The organism is Burkholderia pseudomultivorans (assembly GCF_001718415.1).
Classification (GTDB): Bacteria; Pseudomonadota; Gammaproteobacteria; order Burkholderiales; family Burkholderiaceae; genus Burkholderia; species Burkholderia pseudomultivorans_A.
Genome location: NZ_CP013378.1, coordinates 4,211,185 through 4,233,424 on the forward strand (window position 1 = coordinate 4,211,185; position 22,240 = coordinate 4,233,424).

The 22,240-nt window shown below is 69.6% G+C and carries 20 protein-coding genes; 7 read left to right on the forward strand and 13 right to left on the reverse strand.

What is annotated here, in order from left to right; all coding sequences use genetic code 11:
• Positions 1–82 precede the first annotated feature (82 nt).
• Positions 83–1,036 carry a sugar-binding transcriptional regulator gene (locus tag WS57_RS31775; protein ID WP_009695282.1) on the forward strand — a complete coding sequence of 318 codons (954 nt, stop codon included), beginning with the start codon at positions 83–85 and terminating at the stop codon, positions 1,034–1,036.
• Positions 1,037–1,079: 43 nt separating this feature from the next.
• Here WS57_RS31775 and WS57_RS31780 read toward each other — a convergent pair whose 3' ends face one another.
• Positions 1,080–2,300 (reverse strand): MFS transporter, encoded by a 1,221-nt coding sequence (locus tag WS57_RS31780; RefSeq protein ID WP_059603437.1) that lies wholly within the window; start codon positions 2,298–2,300, stop codon positions 1,080–1,082.
• Positions 2,297–3,493: a serine hydrolase domain-containing protein gene (locus WS57_RS31785; RefSeq protein ID WP_059513204.1), complete on the reverse strand. Its 1,197-nt coding sequence runs from the start codon at positions 3,491–3,493 to the stop codon at positions 2,297–2,299. The genes WS57_RS31780 and WS57_RS31785 overlap by 4 nt, the downstream gene beginning before the upstream one ends.
• 114 nt (positions 3,494–3,607) lie before the next feature.
• Here WS57_RS31785 and WS57_RS31790 point away from each other — a divergent pair, with 114 nt between their 5' ends.
• Positions 3,608–4,492, forward strand: coding sequence for a LysR family transcriptional regulator (locus WS57_RS31790; protein ID WP_059603434.1), 885 nt, complete (start codon positions 3,608–3,610; stop codon positions 4,490–4,492).
• A gap of 13 nt (positions 4,493–4,505) precedes the next feature.
• Here the strand turns inward: WS57_RS31790 and WS57_RS31795 are convergent, their stop codons facing one another.
• From WS57_RS31795 to WS57_RS31830, 8 genes are all read right to left on the reverse strand, one after another.
• Complete coding sequence (locus tag WS57_RS31795) at positions 4,506–5,615, reverse strand: ABC transporter ATP-binding protein (RefSeq protein WP_059603431.1); 1,110 nt, start codon at positions 5,613–5,615, stop codon at positions 4,506–4,508.
• Positions 5,616–5,669: 54 nt separating this feature from the next.
• Positions 5,670–6,374, reverse strand: a complete 705-nt coding sequence (locus WS57_RS31800) for an HAD family hydrolase (RefSeq protein ID WP_069245299.1) — start codon at positions 6,372–6,374, stop codon at positions 5,670–5,672.
• Positions 6,371–7,222, reverse strand: coding sequence for a carbohydrate ABC transporter permease (locus WS57_RS31805; protein ID WP_040128061.1), 852 nt, complete (start codon positions 7,220–7,222; stop codon positions 6,371–6,373). Before WS57_RS31805 ends, WS57_RS31800 begins: the two co-directional genes overlap by 4 nt.
• Positions 7,219–8,166: a carbohydrate ABC transporter permease gene (locus WS57_RS31810; protein ID WP_059478913.1), complete on the reverse strand. Its 948-nt coding sequence runs from the start codon at positions 8,164–8,166 to the stop codon at positions 7,219–7,221. Before WS57_RS31810 ends, WS57_RS31805 begins: the two co-directional genes overlap by 4 nt.
• 83 nt (positions 8,167–8,249) lie before the next feature.
• The gene (locus WS57_RS31815; RefSeq protein ID WP_040128063.1) at positions 8,250–9,575 is read right to left on the reverse strand and encodes an ABC transporter substrate-binding protein; all 1,326 of its coding nucleotides are present in this window, start codon (positions 9,573–9,575) and stop codon (positions 8,250–8,252) included.
• A 57-nt stretch (positions 9,576–9,632) separates the two neighbouring features.
• Positions 9,633–10,973, reverse strand: coding sequence for a D-tagatose-bisphosphate aldolase, class II, non-catalytic subunit (locus tag WS57_RS31820; protein WP_059603425.1), 1,341 nt, complete (start codon positions 10,971–10,973; stop codon positions 9,633–9,635).
• Positions 10,961–11,917 carry a sugar kinase gene (locus tag WS57_RS31825; protein ID WP_059603486.1) on the reverse strand — a complete coding sequence of 319 codons (957 nt, stop codon included), beginning with the start codon at positions 11,915–11,917 and terminating at the stop codon, positions 10,961–10,963. Before WS57_RS31825 ends, WS57_RS31820 begins: the two co-directional genes overlap by 13 nt.
• A gap of 102 nt (positions 11,918–12,019) precedes the next feature.
• Positions 12,020–12,796: an L-iditol 2-dehydrogenase gene (locus WS57_RS31830; RefSeq protein WP_009688268.1), complete on the reverse strand. Its 777-nt coding sequence runs from the start codon at positions 12,794–12,796 to the stop codon at positions 12,020–12,022.
• A 338-nt stretch (positions 12,797–13,134) separates the two neighbouring features.
• Between WS57_RS31830 and WS57_RS31835 the strand changes: the two genes are divergently transcribed.
• From WS57_RS31835 to WS57_RS31850, 4 genes are read left to right on the forward strand one after another with little or no spacing between them, the layout of a single operon-like run.
• Positions 13,135–13,596, forward strand: coding sequence for a Fur family transcriptional regulator (locus WS57_RS31835; protein ID WP_009688267.1), 462 nt, complete (start codon positions 13,135–13,137; stop codon positions 13,594–13,596).
• A gap of 46 nt (positions 13,597–13,642) precedes the next feature.
• Complete coding sequence (locus WS57_RS31840) at positions 13,643–14,584, forward strand: metal ABC transporter solute-binding protein (RefSeq protein ID WP_060335699.1); 942 nt, start codon at positions 13,643–13,645, stop codon at positions 14,582–14,584.
• Positions 14,581–15,468 carry an ABC transporter ATP-binding protein gene (locus WS57_RS31845; RefSeq protein WP_040128067.1) on the forward strand — a complete coding sequence of 296 codons (888 nt, stop codon included), beginning with the start codon at positions 14,581–14,583 and terminating at the stop codon, positions 15,466–15,468. The genes WS57_RS31840 and WS57_RS31845 overlap by 4 nt, the downstream gene beginning before the upstream one ends.
• Positions 15,461–16,243 carry a metal ABC transporter permease gene (locus WS57_RS31850; protein WP_009688263.1) on the forward strand — a complete coding sequence of 261 codons (783 nt, stop codon included), beginning with the start codon at positions 15,461–15,463 and terminating at the stop codon, positions 16,241–16,243. The genes WS57_RS31845 and WS57_RS31850 overlap by 8 nt, the downstream gene beginning before the upstream one ends.
• Before the next feature lie 111 nt (positions 16,244–16,354).
• Here WS57_RS31850 and fghA read toward each other — a convergent pair whose 3' ends face one another.
• The 3 genes from fghA to WS57_RS31865 all read right to left on the reverse strand — a co-directional run bounded on the left by fghA (position 16,355) and on the right by WS57_RS31865 (position 20,217).
• Positions 16,355–17,203, reverse strand: a complete 849-nt coding sequence (gene fghA, locus WS57_RS31855; protein WP_069245300.1) for an S-formylglutathione hydrolase — start codon at positions 17,201–17,203, stop codon at positions 16,355–16,357.
• Positions 17,204–17,219: 16 nt separating this feature from the next.
• Complete coding sequence (locus tag WS57_RS31860; protein ID WP_006406473.1) at positions 17,220–18,326, reverse strand: S-(hydroxymethyl)glutathione dehydrogenase/class III alcohol dehydrogenase; 1,107 nt, start codon at positions 18,324–18,326, stop codon at positions 17,220–17,222.
• 439 nt (positions 18,327–18,765) lie between these two features.
• Positions 18,766–20,217 (reverse strand): xylulokinase, encoded by a 1,452-nt coding sequence (locus tag WS57_RS31865; protein WP_069245301.1) that lies wholly within the window; start codon positions 20,215–20,217, stop codon positions 18,766–18,768.
• A 425-nt stretch (positions 20,218–20,642) separates the two neighbouring features.
• On the opposite strand from WS57_RS31865, the gene WS57_RS31870 reads away from it, so the two are divergent.
• Entirely contained in the window at positions 20,643–22,019 is a 1,377-nt protein-coding gene (locus WS57_RS31870) for a nucleobase:cation symporter-2 family protein (RefSeq protein WP_009690436.1), read from the forward strand.
• The last annotated feature ends 221 nt before the right edge of the window (positions 22,020–22,240 follow it).

A 22,240-nucleotide genomic window follows, 5' to 3' on the forward strand; every position in this document is an offset into this window, starting at 1 on the left:
CACGCGCGGCAGGCGGCAGGCATGCGCTACAGTGGATGCCGTTGCGCCGCCCGCCGGCCCCGATCCGAACCGAAACGCTATCGTGTCCAAGTCCTCAGAAAAACTCGATCTCGCCACGCGCGCCGCGTGGCTCTACTACGTCGCGGGCGACACGCAGAACGAAATCGCCGAGAAGCTGCAGGTGTCGCGCCCCGTCGCGCAGCGCCTGGTCGCCTTCGCGGTCGAGAAGAACCTGATCCGCGTGCGCGTCGACCATCAGCTTGCCGACTGCCTCGATCTCGGCGCGCAGCTGTCGAAGCGCTACGGCCTGGCGATGTGCGAAGTCGTGCCGGTCGACGCCGACACGCCCGACGCGATCGACCGCAAGCTCGCGGTCGCGGGCGCGCAGGTGATGGAGCGCTACCTGAGCGAGACGCGGCCGATGGTGATCGCGGTGAGCAGCGGCCGGACGCTGAAGGCCGCGGTCGCGCAGATCGCGCAGATCGACCGGCCGCAGCACCGGCTCGTGTCGATGGTCGGCGCGATCGCGGCCGACGGCTCGTCGAACCGCTACGACGTCGCGCAATACATCTCCGAGAAAACCGGCGGCAAGCACTTCCTGCTGCCCGCGCCGCTGTTCGCCGACAGCGGCGCCGAGCGCGCGCAGTGGTGCAATCACCGGCTGTACCGGATCGTCGACGCGCTGTCGGGCAAGGCCGACGTCGCGTTCGTCGGGATCGGCAACATCGGCCCGCACTGCCCGCTGTACGAGGACGGCTTCATCACCGAGCAGGAACGCGACGAGATGACCGCGCGCGGCGCGGTCGCCGAGCTGCTCGGCGTGCCGATCGACGCACAGGGCAGGCTGGTCGACGTGTCGACCAGCGCACGCGTGACCAGCGTGTCGCTCGCGACGCCGCCGAAGCGCCCGACGATCGCGTTCGCCGGCGGCCCGAAAAAGCGCGACGCGGTGATCGCCGCGCTGCGCGGCGGCTGGCTGTCGGGGCTGGTGACCGACGAAACCTGCGCGCGCGCCGCGCTCGACGCGACGAACTGACGCCGCGGGCGGCGCGCCGCCCGCTCCCGGCACGCCGCCGTGCTCATGCGGTGCGCGGCGCCGCGAACGCGTGCCGGCGCGCACGCCACGCGCCGAGCGCGGCCGCGCCCAGCAGCGCGACGAGCACCCACGGTATCGGGCCGGCGCCCACTGCGTCGAGCAGCATGCCGCCCGCGATGCCGCCGCCGGCGATCGCCAGGTTCCACACCGTGACGAGCATCGACTGCGCGACGTCGGCTGCGTCGCCGGCAGCCTGCGCGGCGGCCGTCTGGAACAGCGTCGGCGCGCCGCCGAACGCGAGCCCCCACAGCGCGACGCCCGCATAGACGGCCGCCATGCCGGCGCCGGCACCAAGCATCAGCGCGGCAAGCGCGAACAACGCGATGCTCGCGAACGTGAGCCGCCGCTGCGCGGCGCCGATCCATGCGCCCGTCAGCGCGATCCCGGCCAGCGACGCGACGCCGAACACGAGCAGCACCGTATCGACCTGCGCGCCCATCCGCTCCCCCGCGAGAAACGGCGCGATGTACGTGTACAGCATGTTGTGCGCGAGCACGTACGCGAACATCACGGCCAGCACCGCCCGCACGCCGGGCAGCCGCATCACCGCGAGCACGGGTTCGCGCGAACCGGCCGGCTGCCCCGGATGATCGGGCAGGCGCAGCCGCACCCATCCGATCAGCGCGAGCGCCGCGAGCGTGATGCCTGCGAACGCGATGCGCCAGCCGAACACCGCACCGAGCGCGGTGCCGGCCGGAATGCCGACCGACATCGCGACCGGCACGCCGAGCATTGCGACCGCGATCGCGCGGCCGCGCAGGCACTCGTCGACCATCCGGCTCGCATAACCGGCGAGCAGCGCCCACAGCAGCCCGGCCGACATGCCGGCGACGAAGCGCGCGGCGAGCGTGAGCGCGTAGTGCGGCGACACGGTCGTCAATGCGTTCGACACGACGAAGCCGGCCAGCGCCGCGATCAGCAGACGGCGTCGCCCGATCCCGCGCGTCGCCGCGACGAGCGGAATCGCGGCGACGATCGAACCGAGCGCGTAGATGGTCACGAGCTGGCCGATCAGCGCCTCGGTCACGCGCAGGTCGGCGCTCATCAGCGGCAGCAGGCCGGCCGGCAGCGCTTCGGTCAGGACCGTGATGAAGCCGGCCGTCGCAAGCGCGAGCAGGTTCGCGACCGGCAGGCCTTCGCGCGGCGCGGCGGCGCGCCCGTTTGCATGCGCGGACCGATCGTCCGCCGACAGGCAGTCGCTCATGTCGCACTCCGTCCGTCGGTGCCGTAAACCGCATCGCGCACGTCGGTCACGATGCGCCCGTGCATGCCTTCGTACAGCGTATTGGTCAACGCGACGACGGTCAGACCCGCCGCGCGATCGACGAACCACGCATGCCCGTATGCGCCGCCCCAGCGCCAGGTGCCGACCGACTCCGGCGACTGCGCGGCCGCCGGATCGCGCAGCACCGAAAAGCCGAGCCCGAAGCCGAAGCCCGGTGCGTCGGCGAGTTCGTGCGCGCCCGGCTGGATGCGCGCCATCTCGTCGATCCACGCGCGCCCGAGCCAGCCGTCGCGACCGGTGCGCAATGCGTCGAGCAGCGTCAGGCAGTCGCGCGCCGTGCCGGCCATCCCCGCGCCGCCCGACGGCCACGCATCCGCGTCGAATACGCGCGCGGGCGCGAAACGGATGCCGATCGTGCCGTCGTACACGGGGACCAGATCGTCGTCCGCCATCCGGCGCGGCGCGCCTGCCGTGCTCACGTAAGGCGTCGCGACACGCGCGGCGTCGTGCGCGACGAACGCGGTGTCGGTCATCCCGAGCGGCGTCGTGACCAGCGCGGCCACCGCATCGGCGAGCGGCCGGCCGTCGACCGCCTCGATCAGCGCGCCGACCACGTCGGTCGCCAGCGAATAGCCCCACGACGTACCGGGCGCGAACTGCAGCGGCACGCTCGCGATGCGCCGCAGGTTCTCCGCGAGCGACACGCGCGCGCCGTCCATGCCGTCGGACACGCCGGCGCGCGCATACGGGCCGTCGCCGTCGGCTTCGAGGAAGCGATAGCCGAGGCCGGCCGTATGCGACAGCAGATGCCGCAACGTGATCGCGGCGGGCGTGCCGTCGCGCAGCGTCGGCCGGAACGCGGGCAGCCAGCGCGCAACCGGCTCGTCGAGCGCGAGGCGGCCGGCGGCGACGAGCCGCATCGCGGCGGCCGTCACGATCGGCTTGGTGACCGATGCGAGCCGGAACAGCGTGCCCTCGCGCATCGGCGTGCCGGCCTCGCGGTCCGCAAGGCCCGCTGCGCGCGCATAGCGCAGCTCGCCGTCGCGCGCGACCATCACGACCGCGCCGACGACGCGCTCGTCCGCGAGCACGCGATCGAGCGCGTCGTCGAGCCGCACGTGCAGCGCGGCGTCCGCCTCGCTGTCGCGGGCAATCACAGGCAGGGATGACATGGCAATGACCTCGATGAGTGAACGAACGCTCATCGTAGGGAGCCGGCAAACGAAGAAAAACTGGGCTAGAGTTCCGGACAATCCGGACACCGACGTCCGTAATCGGGAACCTGCATGGAGAATCTGGGCGGCTTCATCGTATTCGTTCAGGTCGCGGAAACGCGCAGCTTCGTCGCGGCCGGTCGCGCGCTCGGGCTGTCCGCGTCGGCGGTCGGCAAACGCATCGCGCGGCTCGAGGCGCGCCTGAACGTGCGGCTGTTTCACCGCAGCACGCGCAGCGTCACGCTGACGGCCGAAGGCGCGCGCTTTCTCGATCGATGCCGCCGCGTGATCGCCGAAATCGACGCGGCCGAGCGCGAGCTCACGCAAAGCGTCGAAGCGCCGCGCGGGCGGCTGCGCGTCAGCCTGCCGACGATCGGCACGCTGATGCTGCCGGTGCTCGCCGGTTTCATGGCCGCGTATCCGGAGATCGAGCTGGATCTCGATTTCAACGACCGGCTCGTCGACGTCGTCGACGAAGGTTTCGATGCCGTGCTGCGCACCGGCCGCCCGGCCGACTCGCGGCTGTCGTCGCGGCTGCTCGGGCATTTCCGCCAGCATCTGGTCGCGTCGCCCGACTACCTCGAACGGCACGGCACGCCGCGCACGCCGGCCGATCTCGTGCGCCATCGCTGCCTGCACTACCGGTTCCCGAGCAGCGGCAAGCTCGAGATCTGGCCGCTGCGCACGTCGCGTTCGCACGCGCCGCCGGACGTGCCGGTGTCGATGGTCAGCAACAACGCGGAAACGCGCCTGTGCTTCGCGTTGCGCGGGCTCGGCATCGCGTGCCTGCCCGAGTTCTTCGTGCGCGAGCCGATCGACGCCGGCACGCTGCGCACGGTGCTCGACGACCATGTCGCGAGCCGCACGCCGGTCTACGTGCTGTGGCCGTCAGGCCGCCATCCGACGCCGAAGCTGCGCGCGTTCGTCGACCACATGGTCGAGCACCTGCCCCTGTGACGCGCGCCGTGCGTCACGCGGCCTTCGCATGCACGCCGAGCCGCCGGAACGCGTGGCCCTGCTCGTCGAACAGATGGCAGTGCGCGGCATCCGCGTGCACGCGCAGCGCCTCGCCGGTGCGATAGGTGTCGAGCGGCGGAATCCGCGCGATCAGGCCGTCCGGCGCGACGGCCGCTTCGGCATACAGATACGCGGCATCGCCAAGCGACTCGACGGCCATCGTCTTCGCGACGACGCCCTCGCCCGCCGCGCCGACCAGCAGATGCTCGGGCCGCACGCCGACCGTCACCGACGCGCCGCGCTGCAGGCCGGCCGCGTCCACCGCGACGCGCTGCGTGTCGCCGCTGTCGAAGCGCACCAGCACGCCGGCCGCATCCGCAGACTCGACCGTGCCCTTCAGGAAGTTCATCTTCGGCGAGCCGATGAAGCCCGCGACGAACTGGTTCGCGGGCGCGTGGTACAGCTCGTTCGGCGTGCCGACCTGCTGCACCGCGCCGCCGGACAGCACGACGATCTTGTCGGCGAGCGTCATCGCCTCGACCTGGTCGTGCGTCACGTAGATCATCGTCGTCTTCAGCTCGTCGTGCAGCCGCGCGAATTCGAGCCGCATCTTCACGCGCAGCGCCGCGTCGAGGTTCGACAGCGGCTCGTCGAACAGGAACACCTTCGGCTTGCGCGTGATCGCGCGGCCGATCGCGACGCGCTGCCGCTGGCCGCCCGACAGCTGCTTCGGCTTGCGGTCGAGCAGGTGATCGATGTGCAGGATCTTCGCGGCGTTCTTCACGGCCTGGTCGATCTCGGGCTTCTTCGCGCCCGCCAGCTTCAGCCCGAACGCCATGTTGTCGTACAGCGTCATGTGCGGATACAGCGCATACGACTGGAACACCATCGCGATGCCGCGCTTCGCGCTCGGCACGTCGTTGACCTTCGCGCCGTCGATCAGCAGGTCGCCGCTCGAAATGTCCTCGAGCCCCGCGATCATCCGCATCAGCGTGGATTTGCCGCAGCCGCTCGGGCCGACGAACACGACGAATTCGCCGTTGGCGATGTCGAGGTTCACGTTGCGCAGCACTTCGTTGTCGTCGTAGCGCTTCGCGATATTGCGCAGGAGCACGCTTGCCATGATCTGTCTCCGTTCGTTCGTGATGCGCCGCTTTCCGGCGGCGCGCAATCGGTTCTAATGCGGCAGCACCGCGCCGGTCGCCTGCCAGCGCGCGACGTAGCCGGGCAGCTCGTGCATGTCGTCGAATACGTGGCGCGCGCCGATCCCGCGCAGCGCGTCGATCTGCGCGGCCGCCGCATGCCCGCCGCCGACGAAGCCGAGCACGGTCATGCCGGCCGCGGCCGCCGCGGTGATCCCGGTCGCGCTGTCCTCGACGACGAGGCACTGCGCGGGCGCGACGCCGAGCGCGTGCGCGGCCGCGAGATACACGTCGGGCGCCGGCTTCGGCCGCGCGACGGCGTCCGCGCAGAACAGCCGGTCGCCGAAGAAGCGCGCGAGGCCGGTGCGCGCGAGCGCCGCTTCGACGTAGCCGCGATAGCTGTTGCTCGCGCAGGCCTTGGTCAGCTCGATCGCCGCGAGCGCCGCGTCGATGCCGTCGACCATCGGTGCATGCACGGCCGCCGCTTCGACCGTGCGACGGATCGCGTCGACGTCGGCGGCGCTCAGCGTGCGGCCGACCGCCTCGCTCGCGCCGGCCAGCACGCGCTCGATGCGCAGCCCGAGCAGCGGCATCACGGCCGGCCGCGCATCGACGCCCGGCCAGCGCGCGTCGAGCTCGCGCACGAGCACGTCGGCGGCGACGGCCTCGCTGTCGATCAACACGCCGTCGCAGTCGCAGATCAACGCGGCTGCGCCTTCGCCCGTCGCACCGGCGCTCATTTGACGGCCCCGAACGTGAGCCCGCGCACCAGCTGCTTCTGCGACAGCCAGCCGACGATCAGGATCGGCGCGACCGCGAGCAGCGACGCGGCGGACAGCTTCGCCCAGAACAGCCCTTCGGGGCTCGAGTACGACGCGATGAACACGGTCAGCGGCGCGGCGTTGGAGCTCGACAGGTTGATGCTCCAGAACGCCTCGTTCCACGACAGGATCACCAGGAGCAGCGCGGTCGACGCGAGCCCCGGCAGCGCCATCGGCATCAGCAGGTAGACGATCTCCTGCCACGTCGACGCACCGTCGATGCGCCCCGCTTCGAGAATGTCCTTCGGGATCTCGTTGAAGTACGTGAAGGTCATCCACACCGCGATCGGCAGGTTGATCAGCGTATAGACGATCACCAGGCCCGACACGGTATCGAGCAGCCCCGCGTTCTTCCACAGCAGGTAGATCGGCACCAGCACGCCGACCGACGGCATCATCTTGGTCGACAGCATCCACAGCAGCACCTTCTGCGTGCGCTGGTTCGGGAAGAACGCCATCGCGTAGGCGGCCGGCACCGCGAACAGCAGGCAGATCACCGTGACGCCCGCCGAGATCAGCACCGAGTTCCACGCGAACGCGAAGTAGTTGCTGCGCGCGAACACCTCGCGGAAGCTGTCGAGCGTCGGCATGAAGAACAGCGTCGACGCGTAGGCCTGCTGCTCGGTCTTGAACGCGGTGATCGCCATCCAGAAGATCGGGAAGAACAGCAGCAGCGCGATCAGCCATGCGAGCGTGCCGGGCAGCGCGCGCCGCACGAGATCGAACACGGCGGGCGCGCGCCGGTTTTCGAAAGTCAGGTCGCTCATTTCTCGTACTCCCCCTTCAGGTTGCGCGCGAGCATCCGCACCAGGAAGAACGACACGACGTTCGCGACCACCACGGCGATGATCCCGCCGGCGGACGCGAGGCCGACGTCGAACTGCTGCAGGCCGAGCGCATAGATCAGGTACGACAGGTTGGTGGTCGCGTCGCCGGGGCCGCCGCCGGTCGTCGTGTAGATCTCCGCGAAGATCGACAGCAGGAAGATCGTCTCCATCATCACGACCACCGCGATCGCGCGCTTCAGGTGCGGCAGCGTGATGTAGAAGAACATCGCGAACGGGCCGGCGCCGTCGATGCGCGCGGCTTCCTTCTGCTCCTGGTCGAGCGACTGGATCGCGGTGAACAGGATCAGGAACGCGAACGGCAGCCACTGCCACGCGACGATCATGATCACCGCGGTGAGCGGATAGTCGGCGAACCAGTCGATCGGCGTCATGCCGAGCGCACGCATCGCGTTCGCGACGAGCCCGTACACCGGATGCAGGATCATGTTCTTCCAGATCAGCGCGGACACCGTCGGCATCACGAAGAACGGCGCGATCGCGAGCAGCCGCGCGACGCCCTGCCCGTAGAACTTGCGGTCGAACAGCACGGCCATCAGCACGCCGCCGATCACCGTGATCGCGAGCACCGCGCCGATCAGCACCAGCGTGTGCCAGATCGCCGGCAGGAACGACGGATCGGTCGCGAGGAAGCGGTAGTTGTCGAACCCGGCGAAACCCTTCACGTCGGGGTTCAGCAGGTTGTAGCGCGAGAACGAATACCAGATCGTCATCGCGAGCGGAATCGACATCCACAGCAGCAGCACCGCGACGGACGGCGAGACCAGCCAGCTCGCGCCGCCGCGCGCGCGACGCGGTTCGCCCGGCGGCGACGACGCATCGCCGACCGACGACGCATGGCTCAGGGGAAGACGTAAATGACGCATGATCGGAGTCCCTCCGGTTGACGCGCGGGCGCGAACGGCGCGCCCGCGTTGCCGCCGCGCCGTGCACGACGGCGCAGTCCGCGTTACTTCTGGTAGCCGGCCTGCCGCACCGCGCGATCGGCGGCGGCCTGTCCGGCGGCGAGCGCCTGGTCGACCGTCATCTGCCCGGCGACCGCACCCGCGATCGCCTGGCCGACCACCGTGCCGAACGACTGGAATTCAGGAATCCCGACGTACTGCACGCCCGTGTACGGCACCTTCTTCAGCGACGGATCGTTCGGGTCGGCCGTCTCGATCGCCTTCAGCACGAAGTCCGAGAACGGCGCGGCCGTCTTGTACTCGGGCCGCTGATAGGTCGACGTGCGCGTGCCCGGCGGCACCGACGCCCAGCCCTCGTCCTTGCCGACCATCTCGATGTACTGCTTCGAGGTCGCCCACGCGATGAACTTGCGCGCGGCGTCCTGCTGCTTCGAGGTCTTCGGGATCGCGAGCGCCCACGCCCACAGCCAGTGCGAGCCCTTCGGCGTGACGGCGACCGGTGCGGCCGCGAAGCCGATCCTGTCGGCCACCTGCGACTGCTGCTTGTTATAGAGCATCCCGGCCGCGACCGTCGCGTCGATCCACATCGCGCACTTGCCCGAAGCGGTCAGCGTCAGGTTCTCGTTGAAGCCGTTCGAGCTCGCGCCCGGCGGCCCGTTCTTCTTCAACAGGTCCACGTAGAACGTGATCGCCTTCTTCCATTCCGGCGACGTGAGCTGCGCATGCCACTTCTCGTCGAACCAGCGGCCGCCGAACGTGTTCACGACGGTCGACACGTACGCCATGTTCTCGCCCCAGCCGGCCTTGCCGCGCAGGCAGATTCCGTAGGTGCCCTTCGACTTGTCGGTGAGCTTGTCGGCGAACTCGGCGATCTGGTCGTAGGTCGGCTGGTCGGGCATCTTCAGCCCCTTGGCCGCGAACAGGTCCTTGCGGTAGAACGTCATCGAGCTTTCGACGTAGAACGGCAGCGCATAGAGCTGGCCGTTGTACGACAGGCTGTCGCGCGCGGTCTTCACGATGTCGTTCAGGTCGTAGTCGGCCGGCAGCCCGGTGATCGGCGCAAGCCAGCCGCGCTTGCCCCACTGCGGCGTCTCGTAGGTGCCGATCGCCATCACGTCGAACTGGCCGCTGCCGGTCGTGATGTCGGTCGTCGCGCGCTGGCGCAGCACGTTCTCCTCGAGAATCACCCAGTTCAGCTTGATGTCGGGGTTCGCCTTCTCGAACGCCGGCGACAGCTTCTTCAGCTCGATCATGTCGGGGTTGTTCAGCGTGGCGATCGTCAGCGTGCCCGCGCTCGCGGCGCCGGCAGCCGTCGCGAGCGCGACCGCGGCGAAGCGGCGGGCGGCGGCGGCGAGCATCGTTCGTTGCATGGCATGTCTCCTGTGATTGTTAGGGTCGTCGGTGTTGCGTGGTGTCGTTGCCGGCCGTCAGGCCGGCCGCTGCATTCCGCACGCGCGCGCGTAGTGCGCGATCACGTCGCGTATCCGGTGGCGCACCCACGCGCGCGGCTCGTGCGCGAGCCCGCCCGTGCGGCACGCCGCGTAGACGTCCGGCAGCCACTGCGCGACGAGCGTCTCGGGCACCGGCTGCCGCGCGAGATTGCCGAACAGCCGCTCGACCGCGGCCGCGACCGCCGGCTGCAGCCAGTAGTAGCGGATCCGGTCGCTGTAGCTGAACTGGCGCGCGAGCCGTTGTGCGGTCTCGTCGCCACGGTAGTAAGGCGCCCAGTGCTCGGGCTGCGCGCGCATCGCTTCGTCGACGACCTCGCGCAGCCGCGAGCGCCCGGCCGCGTCGTCGATCAGCGCGTCCTCGATGAAGCTCAGCGCGAACAGCGCCTCGCGCAGCGCGAAGGTCAGCGCGGGGCCGACCTTCAGGATCGCGAAGTGGTCGCGCACGAGCGCGGCGAGCGCGCCCTCGGTCTGGTAGTCGGTCGAGTGCGCCTCGAACACGAGGCGCGGCGTGCGCAGGATGCTCGCGCCGAGCGACGCGGCCTTCGCGCTGTCGTAGTCGAGCACGTGGCGATCGTCGAAGTCGACGCCGGGCTGCGCGACGATCGCCACGACGCGCGTCCACGCGCCGTCGAGCCCGGCCGCCGCGAACGCGGCGCGATGCGCGTCGAGCGTCGCCGCGATACTGTCGCTGCGCGTGACCGCGATCTGCGCGATCGCGTCGCCGCCGGATTCGCCGCCCGGCGTCGGCACCTCGGTGCCGATCACGTAGACGGGCGCGACGCCGGCGCGCGACGCCGCCTCTTCGGCTGCACGGCACAGCTCGGCCGCGCGCGCGGCGATCGTGCGGTCGTCGAGCGGCGCCGGATCGTCCGCGCAGGCCATGCTCGCGTCGAGGTGGATCTTCTCGAACCCGGCTTCGACATACGCGGCGACCATCGCGCAGGCCTCGCGCATCGCGTCGGCCGCGCGGCGGTGCCGCCACGGGTTCGGGCCGAGATGGTCGCCGCCGAGCACGAGCGCCGACGGCGCGAGCCCGCAGCGCGCGGCGATCGCGTCGACGTCGCGCCGGAAATCGGCGGGCGTCATGCCCGTATAGCCGCCGAGATGATTCACCTGGTTGCAGGTCGCCTCGATCAGCAGCGGCGAGCCGTCCGCACGCGCGGCTTCGCATGCGGCCTCCAGCACCAGCCGGTGCGCGCTGCAGACCGCATAGATGCCGCGCTGCGCGTCGGCCCGGTTCGCGTCGAAGATCATCCGCAGCACGGCCTGCGCATGCGCGCCGTGCACGCGCTCGGCGACGGTCGTCAGGCCGGACATGCGACACCTCGTTCGGTCAGGAAACGGTCGATTTCGGCGGCGCTGCTGTTGCCCTCCATCGGGCCGCGCCGCGTGACGGCGATCGCGCCGGCCGCATTCGCGCGGCGCAGCGCGACGTCGATCGGCGCGCCGGCGACGAGGCTCGCGACCAGCGTACCGCCGAAGCAGTCGCCGGCGCCGGTCGGATCGACCTCGTCGACCGGCCAGGCCGGCGCGTCGACGCGGCTCGCGCGATCGAACGCGACGCTGCCGGCCGCGCCGCGCTTGAGCACCACGCGTTCGAGCAGCGGATGCGTCGCGAGCAGGCCGGCGATCGCGCGCTCGGCCGGCTGCGGCCCGCAGAAGAACGGCAGGTCGGCCTCGCTCGGCAGGAACAGGTGGCAGGCCGCGAGCATCTCGTCGAGCGCCGCGCGCATCGGGCGGAAGCTCAGCATTTCACGGCGCACGTTCGGGTCGAACGAGATCTTCGCGCCGACGCGCGCCGCCTCGATCACGCCGCGCTGCACGGCCGCGATCGCCGATTCGCTCGTCAGCGACGAGCCCATCACGTGGAAATAGCGGCAGCCGTCGAACATCGACGCGTCGACGTCGGACGCATCGACGCAGGCGGCCGCACTCGTCGCGAGACTGAATACGAAACTGCGCGAACCGTCGTCGCGGTAGGCGACGAAGGCGGTGCCGGTCGGACGTTCGACGCGGCGGATCCGCGCGACGTCGACGCCGTCGCGTTCGAGCCGCGCGACGATTGCATCGCCGAACGCGTCGCGGCCGACGCAGCCCGCATACGCGACGCGCGCGCCGAGCCGCGCGGCCTGGTCCGCGAAGATCGCGGGCGCGCCGCTCGGAAACGGCCCCGCGAACAGGCCCGGCGCATCGAAGCCCTGGCCGCGCTCGGCGGCGACGAATTCGGCCAGCAGTTCGCCGGCGACCACGATCTCGGCCATCATGCGAGCCCTCGTGCGACGCGCGCCGCATCGTGCGACGCGCGGGCTGTCGGCAGGCAGGGCGGAATCGCGCAGGCGGCGGCGCAGACGGACGATGCCATGTCAGCTCATCCAGTTGCCGCCGTCGACGTTCAGCGTCTGGGCGGTGATGTAATCGGCGTCGGCCGACGCGAGGAACAGCGCAGCGCCCGTCAGGTCGCCCGGCACGCCCATGCGGCCGAGCGGCACCGCTTCGCCGACGAGCCGCTTCTTCTCGCCGAGCGGCCGGTTTTCGTAGCGCGCGAACAGCGCGTCGACCTGCTCCCACATCGGCGTGTCGACCACGCCCGGCGCGATGCCGTTGACGTTGATCCGGTGCGGCGCGAGCGCGAGCGCGGCCGACTGCGTATAGCTGATCACGGCCGCCTTCGTCGCGCAGTAGTGCGAGACGAGCGCCTCGCCGCGCCGGCCGGCCTGCGACGACATGTTGACGATCTTGCCGCCGCGCCCCTGCTCGACCATCCGCTGCGCGACCGCCTGCATCAGGAAGAACATGCCCTTCACGTTGACCGCGAACAGCCGGTCGAACACGTCCCACGATTCGTCGAGGATCGGACGCATGTCGAACAACGCCGCGTTGTTGAACAGGATGTCGACGCCGCCGAAGCGCTCGACCGCGGTCGCGACGATGCGCTCGATGTCGTCGCGACGCGTGACGTCGGCGGTGACGGCCACCGCGCGGCCGGGATGGGTCTCGACGAGTTTCGCAAGCGAGCCGCTCGGCGGCTTCACGTCGACCAGCACGCAGCGCGCGCCCTCGTCCAGATAGCGTTGCGCGACCGCTTCGCCGATGCCGCTTGCGGCGCCCGTCAGGATCGCGACCTTGTCTTCCAGTCTCACTGGTGTCTCCGGTTCGTTCTGCTGTACGACGGCCGCGAAGTGAGCGAACGCTCGCGGCACGAACAATTGCTCTGTTGGTGGTCGAATGATCGGATACGCGATTCGCGCTGTCAAGGCGGGACGACAGCTTTCGATGATGCGCCGCCGCACGGCGGCGTGCGGTCTCGGGCCGCGACGCAGGCCCGGCAATGTGCTTTGCGTGTCGATGCGGTGCGGCGGGCGTGGCGGAAACAGGGCTGGATGGCGCGCCGGGGAAGAAACGGGGCGGAAATCGGGCTGCACGGGAAGGCGATACGTTATATCATCGCCGTACTCCGTTTCATCGCCTGCTTGACGCCATGGCTACCTCCTCCTCCCTCGCCGCCCGGCTGTCCCGGGCCGACGCATTTGCCGCCGAGCACGGGCTCGCCTGGACGCCGCTGCGCCGCCAGGTCTACGAGCACGTGCTCGCCGCGCAGCGCCCGATCGGCGCATACGACCTGCTCGCCGAACTCGAACCGAAGCGCGGCCGCGTGCCGCCCACGACCGTCTATCGCGCGCTCGACTTCCTCGTCGAGCACGGCTTCATCCACCGGATCGAGTCGAAGAACGCGTTCTTCGCGTGCTGTGAAATCGGCGTGCCGCACGAAGGCCAGTTCCTGATCTGCGACGCGTGCGGCGACACCGTCGAGATTCCCGGCGGCGACCTCGCGAAGCAGCTGTCGTCGACCGAGCCCGCGCACGGTTTCGAAGTGCATCACCAGGTCGTCGAGCTGAGCGGCCTGTGCGGCCACTGCAAGCGCAAGCCCGCCCAGCGCTGACGTCGATCGCGCGGCGCGTGCGCCGCCCCTTCCAACGAGGAGTTCCATGTCCATTGCCCTGAAGCGCGCGCCGCTGCGCGCCCTGTCGCCCGTTCGTCGTTCCACCGCGTCGCGCGCGCTGCGCTGGCTCGCCGCCGGCGTCGCCGCGCTGTCGCTCGCGGCGCCTGCGCTCGTGCAGGCCGCGCCCGTCAATGTCGTCGCCGCGGAGAATTTCTACGGCGACGTCGTCACGCAGATCGGCGGCAGCCACGTCGCGGTCACCAGCATCCTCAGCAATCCCGACCAGGATCCGCACCTGTTCGAGGCGAGCCCGAAGACGGCCCGCGCGCTGCAGCATGCGCAGCTCGTGATCTACAACGGCGCCGCCTATGATCCGTGGATGGCCAAGCTGCTCGGCGCGTCGAAACAGGCGAAGCGCGCGACGATCGTCGTCGCCGACCTGGTCGGCAAGAAGGCCGGCGACAACCCGCACCTGTGGTACGACCCGGCGACGATGCCGGCCGCCGCGCGCGCGATCGCGACCGAGCTCGGCCGCGCCGATCCGGCCAACAAGGCCGAATACGATGCGAACCTGCAGAAGTTCATCGCCTCGCTGAAACCCGTCGACGACAAGGTCGCCGCGCTGCGCGCGCAGTACAAGGGCGCGCCCGTGACGGCCACCGAGCCCGTGTTCGGCTACATGGCCGACGCGATCGGCCTCGAGATGCGCAACCAGCGCTTCCAGCTCGCGACGATGAACGACACCGAGGCGAGCGCGCAGGACGTCGCCGCATTCGAGAAGGATCTGCGCGACAAGCAGGTTCGCGTGCTGATCTACAACAGCCAGGCCGAGGAAGCGATGACCCGGCGGATGCTGAAGATCGCGCGCGACAGCGGCGTGCCGACGGTCAGCGTCACCGAGACGCAGCCGGCCGGCAAGACCTTCCAGCAATGGATGGCCGCGCAGCTCGACGCGCTCGGCAATGCGCTTTCCACCGGCAAGAAATGACATCGAATCCCCATGCACTCGCGCTCGATCGCGTCACGCTCGAACTGGGCGGACGCACGATCCTGCGCGACGTCAGCTTCTCGATCGAACCGGGCGAATTCGTCGGCGTGCTCGGGCCGAACGGCGCGGGCAAGACGACGCTGATGCGCGCGGTGCTCGGGCTCGTGCCCGTCGTCGGCGGCGCGCTGTCGGTCGGCGGCCTGCCGGTCGCGCGCGGCAATGCGTCGATCGGCTACATGCCGCAGATCCGCAGCGGCCTCGCGAACCGCCGGATGCGCGGCTACGACTTCGTCGCGATGGCCGCCGACGGTCATCGCTGGGGGCTGCCGCACACGAGCGCCGCGACGCGGCGCGACGTCGATCGCGTGCTCGACCTGGTCGGCGGCCGCGCGCTGTCGCGCCGGCCGCTGTCGGAGCTGTCGGGCGGCGAGCGCCAGCGCCTGCTGCTCGCGCAATGCCTGCTCGGCAATCCGAAGCTGCTGCTGCTCGACGAGCCGCTGATCAGCCTCGATCCGAACCATCAGCGCGGCGTCGTCGAACTGGTGCGCAAGGTCCAGCGCGAGCTCGGCATCACCGTGCTGTTCTCCGCGCACGAACTGAACCCGCTGCTCAATGCGCTCGACCGCGTGCTGTATCTCGGCAACGGCGTCGCGGCGCTCGGCACCGTCGACGAGGTGATCACGAAGCCCGTGCTGTCGCGCCTCTACGGGTCGCCGATCGACGTGATGCGCGTGAACGGCAAGATCTTCGTGATGTCGGGCGACGTCGAGATCGAGAAGCACGACCACGAACACGAGGACGACGACGGCCATGCGCACGGCGGCGGCCACGATCATCACCCTCATCACGGACACGCGCATCCCGGGCATTCGCACGATGTTTGAATACGATTTCATGATCAACGCCTTCGCGGCGTCGGGGATCGTCGCGGTGCTCGCGGGCATCGTCGGCTACTTCCTCGTGCTGCGCGGGCAGACCTTCGCCGGCCACGCGCTGTCGCACGTCGGCTTCACCGGCGCGACGGGCGCGGTGCTGTTCGGCATCTCGCCGATCTGGGGCATGGTCGGCTTCACGCTCGCGACCGGCATCGCGATGGGCGCGCTCGGCGAGCGGCTCGCGGGCCGCGACGTCGCGATCGGCGTGATCCTGTCCGGTGCGCTCGGCTTCGGGCTGCTGTTCCTGCATTTCTATACGTCGTTCGCGACGCAGGTCACGGCGCTGCTGTTCGGCAACGTGCTGGCGGTCAGTCACGACACGCTCGCCGTGCTCACCGGCATCGGCGTGGTGAGCCTCGTCGCGCTCGCGCTGATCGCACGGCCGCTGCTGTTCGCGTCGCTGCAGCCCGAACTGGCCGAGGCGAAGGGCGTGTCGCTGCGCACGGTGTCGGTGCTGTTCCTCGCGGTGTGCGCGCTCGCGGTCGCCGCCGCGACGCAGATCGTCGGCGTGCTGCTCGTGTTCACGCTGCTGGTCGGCCCGGCCGCCGCCGCGCAGAACGTGTCGACGCGACTGTCGACGGGCGTGCTGCTCGCCGCGCTGTTCGCGCTGTTCGAAGCGTGGCTCGGCATCGTGCTCGCCTATCACACCGACTGGCCGACCAGCTTCTGGATCACCGCACTGTCGGGGCTCGTGTACGGCGCAAGCCTGTTGAGACGACGCTGACCTGCGCGGCCCGCATTGCGTCGGGCCCGCGACGCAAATGAACAACGCCGGCGTGCCCGAAGGCATCGCCGGCGTTTTTTATCAATGCCGCCGCGCGTTACACGCTTCGGCTCATCGCGTCAGCACGCGCGCATGATGCGCGACGTGATCGGCGACGAACGTCGAGATGAAGTAATACCCGTGGTCGTAGCCCGCATGACGGCGCAGCGTCAGCGGCTGGCCGGCCTTCGCGCACGCGGCTTCGAATACGTCCGGGTTCAGCTGGTTCGCGAGGAATTGATCGGCGAGGCCCTGGTCGACGAGGATGCCGTCCGCGAACTTCGGCGCATCCGCACGCGCGACGAGCTCGCTCGCGTCGTGCGCCTTCCACGCTTCGCGATCCTCTCCCAGATAACCCGAGAACGCCTTCTCGCCCCACGGGCAGCGCGTCGGCGCCGCGATCGGCGCGAACGCCGATACCGACCGGTACAGGTCCGGATGGCGCAGCGCCAGCGTCAGCGCACCGTGTCCGCCCATCGAGTGCCCGAAGATCCCGAGCCGCGCGCCGTCGATCGGCAGTTCGGCCGTCACGATCTCGCGCAGCTCGCCGGTCACGTACGACTCCATCCGGTAATGCACGGACCACGGCGCTTCGGTCGCGTCGACGTAGAAGCCCGCGCCGACGCCGAAATCCCACGCGTCGGTCTCGCCCGCCACGCCCGCGCCGCGCGGGCTCGTATCGGGCATCACGAGCGCGATACCGTGCTGCGCCGCATACTGCTGCGCGCCGCCCTTGATCGCAAACGTCTCCTCGGTGCACGTGAGCCCCGCGAGATAGAACAGCGCCGGCACGCGGCCGTGCGCGGCCTGCGGCGGCAGGTACACGGCGAACTTCATCGGCAGGCCGATCGTCGTCGAATCGTGACGATAGAAGCGCTGCTCGCCGCCGTGGCAGGCGTGTGCTGAAACGAGTTCGAGCATGGTCGCGCCCTCTCGATCAGTACAGCACGACCGAGCGGATCGACTCGCCCTTCTTCATCAGGTCGAAGCCTTCGTTGATGCGCTCGAGCGGCAGCGTGTGCGTGATCAGGTCGTCAATGTTGATCTTGCCTTCCATGTACCAGTCGACGATCTTCGGCACGTCGGTGCGCCCGCGCGCGCCGCCGAATGCCGAGCCCTTCCACTCGCGGCCCGTCACCAGCTGGAACGGGCGCGTGCTGATTTCCTCGCCGGCTGCCGCCACGCCGATGATGAACGACTGGCCCCAGCCCTTGTGCGTGCATTCGAGCGCCTGGCGCATCAGCTTCACGTTGCCGACGCACTCGAACGAGTAGTCGGCGCCGCCGTCGGTCAACTGCACGATATGGTCGACGACGTTCTCGACTTCGTTCGGGTTGATGAAGTGCGTCATGCCGAACTTCTTCGCGAGCTCGACGCGCTTCGGGTTGATGTCGACGCCGATGATCTTGTCCGCGCCGACCATCTTCGCGCCCTGGATCACGTTCAGCCCGATCCCGCCGAGGCCGAACACGACGACGTTCGCGCCGGCCTCGACCTTCGCCGAGTAGACCACCGCGCCGACGCCGGTCGTCACGCCGCAGCCGATGTAGCAGATCTTGTCGAACGGCGCGTCCTCGCGCACCTTCGCGACCGCGATCTCGGGCACGACGATGTAGTTCGAGAACGTCGAGGTGCCCATGTAGTGGAACAGCGGCTTGCCGTCGAGCGAGAAGCGCGAGGTCGCGTCGGGCATCAGGCCCTTGCCCTGCGTCGCGCGGATCTTCTGGCACAGGTTGGTCTTGCGCGACAGGCAGAACTTGCACTCGCGGCATTCGGGCGTGTAGAGCGGAATCACGTGGTCACCCTTGCGCACCGTGCCGACGCCGGGGCCGACGTCGACGACGACGCCCGCGCCTTCGTGGCCGAGGATCGCGGGGAAGATGCCTTCAGGGTCCGCACCGGACAGCGTGTAGTAATCGGTGTGGCAGATGCCGGTCGCCTTCACCTCGATCAGCACTTCGCCGGCGCGCGGCCCTTCCAGATCGACTTCCTCGATCGTCAGCGGCGCGCCCGCCTTCCATGCAATCGCTGCTTTCGTCTTCATCGTGTGACTCCTCGTTGAGTTTGTCGACTCGAGTTAGCGCTTCAGCGCTTAGTCGAGTCCCATGCAAAGCTGTCGATTCGAGTTAGCGCTTCAGCGCTTACTCGAGTCCCATGCAAAGCTGTCGATCAGCGTTAGCGCTTCAGCGCTTACGCGGATCCCATGCAAAGCCATCGACTCGAGTCAGCGCTTCAGCGCTTGATCGAGTCCCATGCAAAACTTTCGATTCGAGTTGGCGTTTGCGCGCTTGCGCCGGTCTCATGCAAAGCCGCCGATCGCCGTCGGCGCATCGGCGCCCGTTCGCCTGCCCTACACCGCATCGCACGCAGCACCGCCATCATGCTCGCCATGATCGCCGATCCCCACGCGCGCCGCGTGCGGGAAACAGTCGCCGGCTTGCCACGATGCGTCATCGATGACGCAAAACGACAAGTGCCCGAGTTTAATCGCCCGTCGTGAACCACGCATCCGTTCGCGCATACAGGTCGACGAAGCGCGCGCGCCGCGACGCGAGCGCGCGATCGTCACGCGGCGCCGCAACCGGCGACGCCGCCGGCGCAAGCGCGCGCAACGCGGACTCGCGCCAGTGCCCGGTCGCGACGCCCGCGAGCAGCGCGGCGCCGCGCGTCGCGGCGTTCGGACAATCGACCGCGTCGAGCGAGGCGCCGAGCGCGTCGGCGAGCAATTGCCGCCAGCGCGGATCGACCGAGCCGCCGCCCGCCACGCGCAGCGACGTGACGCCACCGCCGCCGCCCGCGTCGCGAATCGCATCGAGCCCCGCGCGCAGCGCAAACGCCACGCCCTCGAACGCCGCCCGCATCATCGCGCCGCGCGTATCGCCGAGCGAAAGACCGAGCCAGCCGCCGCGCGCATCGGGATTCATCCATGGCGATCGCTCGCCGGTCAGGTAAGGCAGGAAGCACAGCCGTTCGGACGCCGGCCGCGCGAACGCGTCTTCATAGGCGGCCGCCCAGTCCGCATAGCCGAGCCAGCCGCGCACCGCTTCGAGCGCCAGCCCGACGTTCTGCATCGCGGCCATCGTGTAGTAGCCGCCGCCGGCCGCCGCACGATAGCGATGCAGCCCGCGCCGCGCCGGCGGCAGCGTATCGGCGAGCACGACGATCTGGCCGCCGCTGCCCGTCGTCAGCAGCGCATCGCCGGCCGCCACGAGCCCGCTGCCGAGCGCCGCGCACGCGGTGTCGGCCGCGCCCGTCGCGAGCGGCACGCCGGCCGGCAAACCGAGCGCCGCGGCCGCCGGTGCGGCGAGCGCGCCGCAGCGCGCGGTCGATGCGCGCAGCGGCGCGAACCGGTCGGCCGGCAGCCCGAGCGCACCGATCAGCGCCGTATCCCACTCGCCGTCCGGCGTGGCGAGCGCGGTCGCGCACGCGTCGCTCGGATCGGCCGCGACGTCGCCGCCGAGCGCGACGCGCAGCCAGTCCTTCGGCTGCACGGCCCAGCGCGCGGCGCGCAGCGCGTCCGGCTCGTGCGCGGCCAGCCAGCGCAACAGCGGGCCGGCCATGCCGGGCGCGACCGGATTCGGCGCAGCGGACGAACCGGCGCCTGACCAGTCGGCCGCCTGCGCTTCGCGCGCCGCGCGCGTGTCGGGCCACAACAGCGCGGGCCGCACGGGCCGGCCGGCCGCATCGATCAGCACGACGCCGTGCATCTGGCCCGATAAACCGATCGCCGCGACCTGTGCGCGCTCGTCGGCCGGCAACCGCGCGGCCGCGCGCACGAGCGCCTGCCACCATGCGTCGGGCGCGATCTCGGCCCAGCCGGGCTGCGGCGACGACAGCGCATACGGTTCGCTCGCGACCGCGCGCTCGACGCCATCCGCATCGAGCGTGACGAGTTTGACGGAGCCGGTGCCGAGATCGATGCCTAGCAGACGCATGACGGGATGACGAGTCGAATGAACGGATCCCGATGATAGCGGGATCGTGCTGCGCGCCCCGATTTCGACGGACGCCGCGCGACTGCGGCGGCGCGGTTGTACCGGGCTGCACCGTGCGCCCGAAAACGGCCGTTCGCGGGTTAACCCGACGTACTTTTCCGCGGCCGCGTTTCCCCACTATGCCGCGACGGCCATACACACCATAAAGCCGGCGATATTTGACAGGGGGGCCCGCACAATTTTGAAGGGCTATAAAACCGGGAAACCTCACTCCAGCGGCAGTTTCCCGTGACCGACACCCTGCTCCATGCCGAAATGGCATATCGAACCTGCAAAGAACGGAATAGAACCCAGTGCTCTTGTTGCGCCGGTTCATTCCGCATAACTTCGTATCACCCCGAAAACAAGATCATGGAGTGAGACAGATGCAATCGAACACGGTCCATCCGTGCGATGAGGTGTTGCCGACCGGCAAGCTCGTAACGCTCGGCCTGCAACACGTCCTCGTCATGTACGCCGGCGCTGTCGCCGTGCCGCTCATCGTTGGCGGCGCGCTCAAGCTGCCGAAAGACCAGATCGCGTTCCTGATCAGCGCCGATCTGTTTTCGTGCGGCATCGCGACGCTGATCCAGACGCTCGGCCTGTGGATCTTCGGGATCCGCCTGCCCGTCATCATGGGCTGCACGTTCGCGGCCGTCGGTCCGATGATCGCGATCGGCACCAATCCCGGCCTCGGCATTCTCGACATCTTCGGCTCGACGATCGCGGCCGGGATCATCGGCATCGTGCTCGCGCCGATGATCGGCAAGCTGCTGCGCTTCTTCCCGCCGGTCGTGGTCGGCACCGTGATCTCGGTGATCGGGCTGTCGCTGATGGAAGTCGGCATCAACTGGGCGGCGGGCGGCGTCGGCAATCCCGAGTACGGCAGCCCGGTCTATCTCGGCCTGTCGCTGCTCGTGCTGACGCTGATCCTGCTGATCAACAAGTACGGGCGCGGCTTCATCGCCAACATCTCGGTGCTGCTCGGCATCGTCGCGGGCTTCGTGATCGCGTTCGCGCTCGGTCGCGTGAATACCGACGGCGTGTCGCTCGCGCCGTGGGTCGGCTTCGTGATGCCGTTCCACTTCGGCCTGCCGCACTTCGATCCGCTGTCGATCGCGACGATGGTCACGGTGATGTTCGTCACGTTCATCGAATCGACCGGGATGTTCCTCGCGGTCGGCGACATGGTCGATCGTCCGGTCGACCAGGACCGACTGGTGCGCGGCCTGCGCGTCGACGGGCTCGGCACGCTGATCGGCGGCATCTTCAACTCGTTCCCGCATACCTCGTTCTCGCAGAACGTCGGCCTGATCGGCGTGACGGGCGTGAAGAGCCGCTTCGTGTGCGCCACCGGCGGCGTGATCCTCGTGCTGCTCGGCCTGTTCCCGAAGATGGCGCAGGTCGTCGCGTCGGTGCCGCCGTTCGTGCTCGGCGGTGCAGGCATCGTGATGTTCGGGATGGTCGCCGCGAACGGCATCAAGGTGCTGTCGAAGGTCGACTTCGTGAAGAACCACCACAACCTGTTCATCGTCGCCGTCAGCATCGGCATGGGCCTCGTGCCGGTCGTGTCGCCGCACTTCTTCTCGAAGCTGCCGCCGGCACTCGCACCGATCCTGCACAGCGGCATCCTGCTTGCGTCGGCGTCGGCCGTGATCCTGAACATCGTGTTCAACGGCGTGAAGGGCGAAAAGGACGCGAAGTGCGACATCCGCCGCGCCGGCCACGATTTCGACGGACAGCCGGCCGACGTGCATCACTGATCGGCAGTACGCGCGCCGCTACGCGGCGCGTAACGACAGCCCGCAACGCAAAACGCCACGGATTGCCGTGGCGTTTTGCATGGTGCGCGCGCATCGCGCGACGCCGATGCAGGCCAAGCCATCGGCCGGCCCGACAGCGTCGGCCGGCACAAAGGAAAACGCCGCGGACTTGCGTCCGCGGCGTTTCTTGCATCAAGCCGGTCCGGCCGGCAGGACGGACG

Coding starts and splice junctions, on each gene's coding strand:
- WS57_RS31780 (WP_059603437.1), bottom strand. CDS start 2,300: ATGAGCGACTGCCTGTCGGCGGACGATCGGTCCGCGCATGCAAACGGG.
- WS57_RS31785 (WP_059513204.1), bottom strand. CDS start 3,493: ATGTCATCCCTGCCTGTGATTGCCCGCGACAGCGAGGCGGACGCCGCG.
- WS57_RS31790 (WP_059603434.1), top strand. CDS start 3,608: ATGGAGAATCTGGGCGGCTTCATCGTATTCGTTCAGGTCGCGGAAACG.
- WS57_RS31795 (WP_059603431.1), bottom strand. CDS start 5,615: ATGGCAAGCGTGCTCCTGCGCAATATCGCGAAGCGCTACGACGACAAC.
- WS57_RS31800 (WP_069245299.1), bottom strand. CDS start 6,374: ATGAGCGCCGGTGCGACGGGCGAAGGCGCAGCCGCGTTGATCTGCGAC.
- WS57_RS31805 (WP_040128061.1), bottom strand. CDS start 7,222: ATGAGCGACCTGACTTTCGAAAACCGGCGCGCGCCCGCCGTGTTCGAT.
- WS57_RS31810 (WP_059478913.1), bottom strand. CDS start 8,166: ATGCGTCATTTACGTCTTCCCCTGAGCCATGCGTCGTCGGTCGGCGAT.
- WS57_RS31815 (WP_040128063.1), bottom strand. CDS start 9,575: ATGCAACGAACGATGCTCGCCGCCGCCGCCCGCCGCTTCGCCGCGGTC.
- WS57_RS31820 (WP_059603425.1), bottom strand. CDS start 10,973: ATGTCCGGCCTGACGACCGTCGCCGAGCGCGTGCACGGCGCGCATGCG.
- WS57_RS31825 (WP_059603486.1), bottom strand. CDS start 11,917: ATGGCCGAGATCGTGGTCGCCGGCGAACTGCTGGCCGAATTCGTCGCC.
- WS57_RS31835 (WP_009688267.1), top strand. CDS start 13,135: ATGGCTACCTCCTCCTCCCTCGCCGCCCGGCTGTCCCGGGCCGACGCA.
- WS57_RS31840 (WP_060335699.1), top strand. CDS start 13,643: ATGTCCATTGCCCTGAAGCGCGCGCCGCTGCGCGCCCTGTCGCCCGTT.
- WS57_RS31845 (WP_040128067.1), top strand. CDS start 14,581: ATGACATCGAATCCCCATGCACTCGCGCTCGATCGCGTCACGCTCGAA.
- WS57_RS31850 (WP_009688263.1), top strand. CDS start 15,461: ATGTTTGAATACGATTTCATGATCAACGCCTTCGCGGCGTCGGGGATC.
- fghA (WP_069245300.1), bottom strand. CDS start 17,203: ATGCTCGAACTCGTTTCAGCACACGCCTGCCACGGCGGCGAGCAGCGC.
- WS57_RS31860 (WP_006406473.1), bottom strand. CDS start 18,326: ATGAAGACGAAAGCAGCGATTGCATGGAAGGCGGGCGCGCCGCTGACG.
- WS57_RS31865 (WP_069245301.1), bottom strand. CDS start 20,217: ATGCGTCTGCTAGGCATCGATCTCGGCACCGGCTCCGTCAAACTCGTC.
- WS57_RS31870 (WP_009690436.1), top strand. CDS start 20,643: ATGCAATCGAACACGGTCCATCCGTGCGATGAGGTGTTGCCGACCGGC.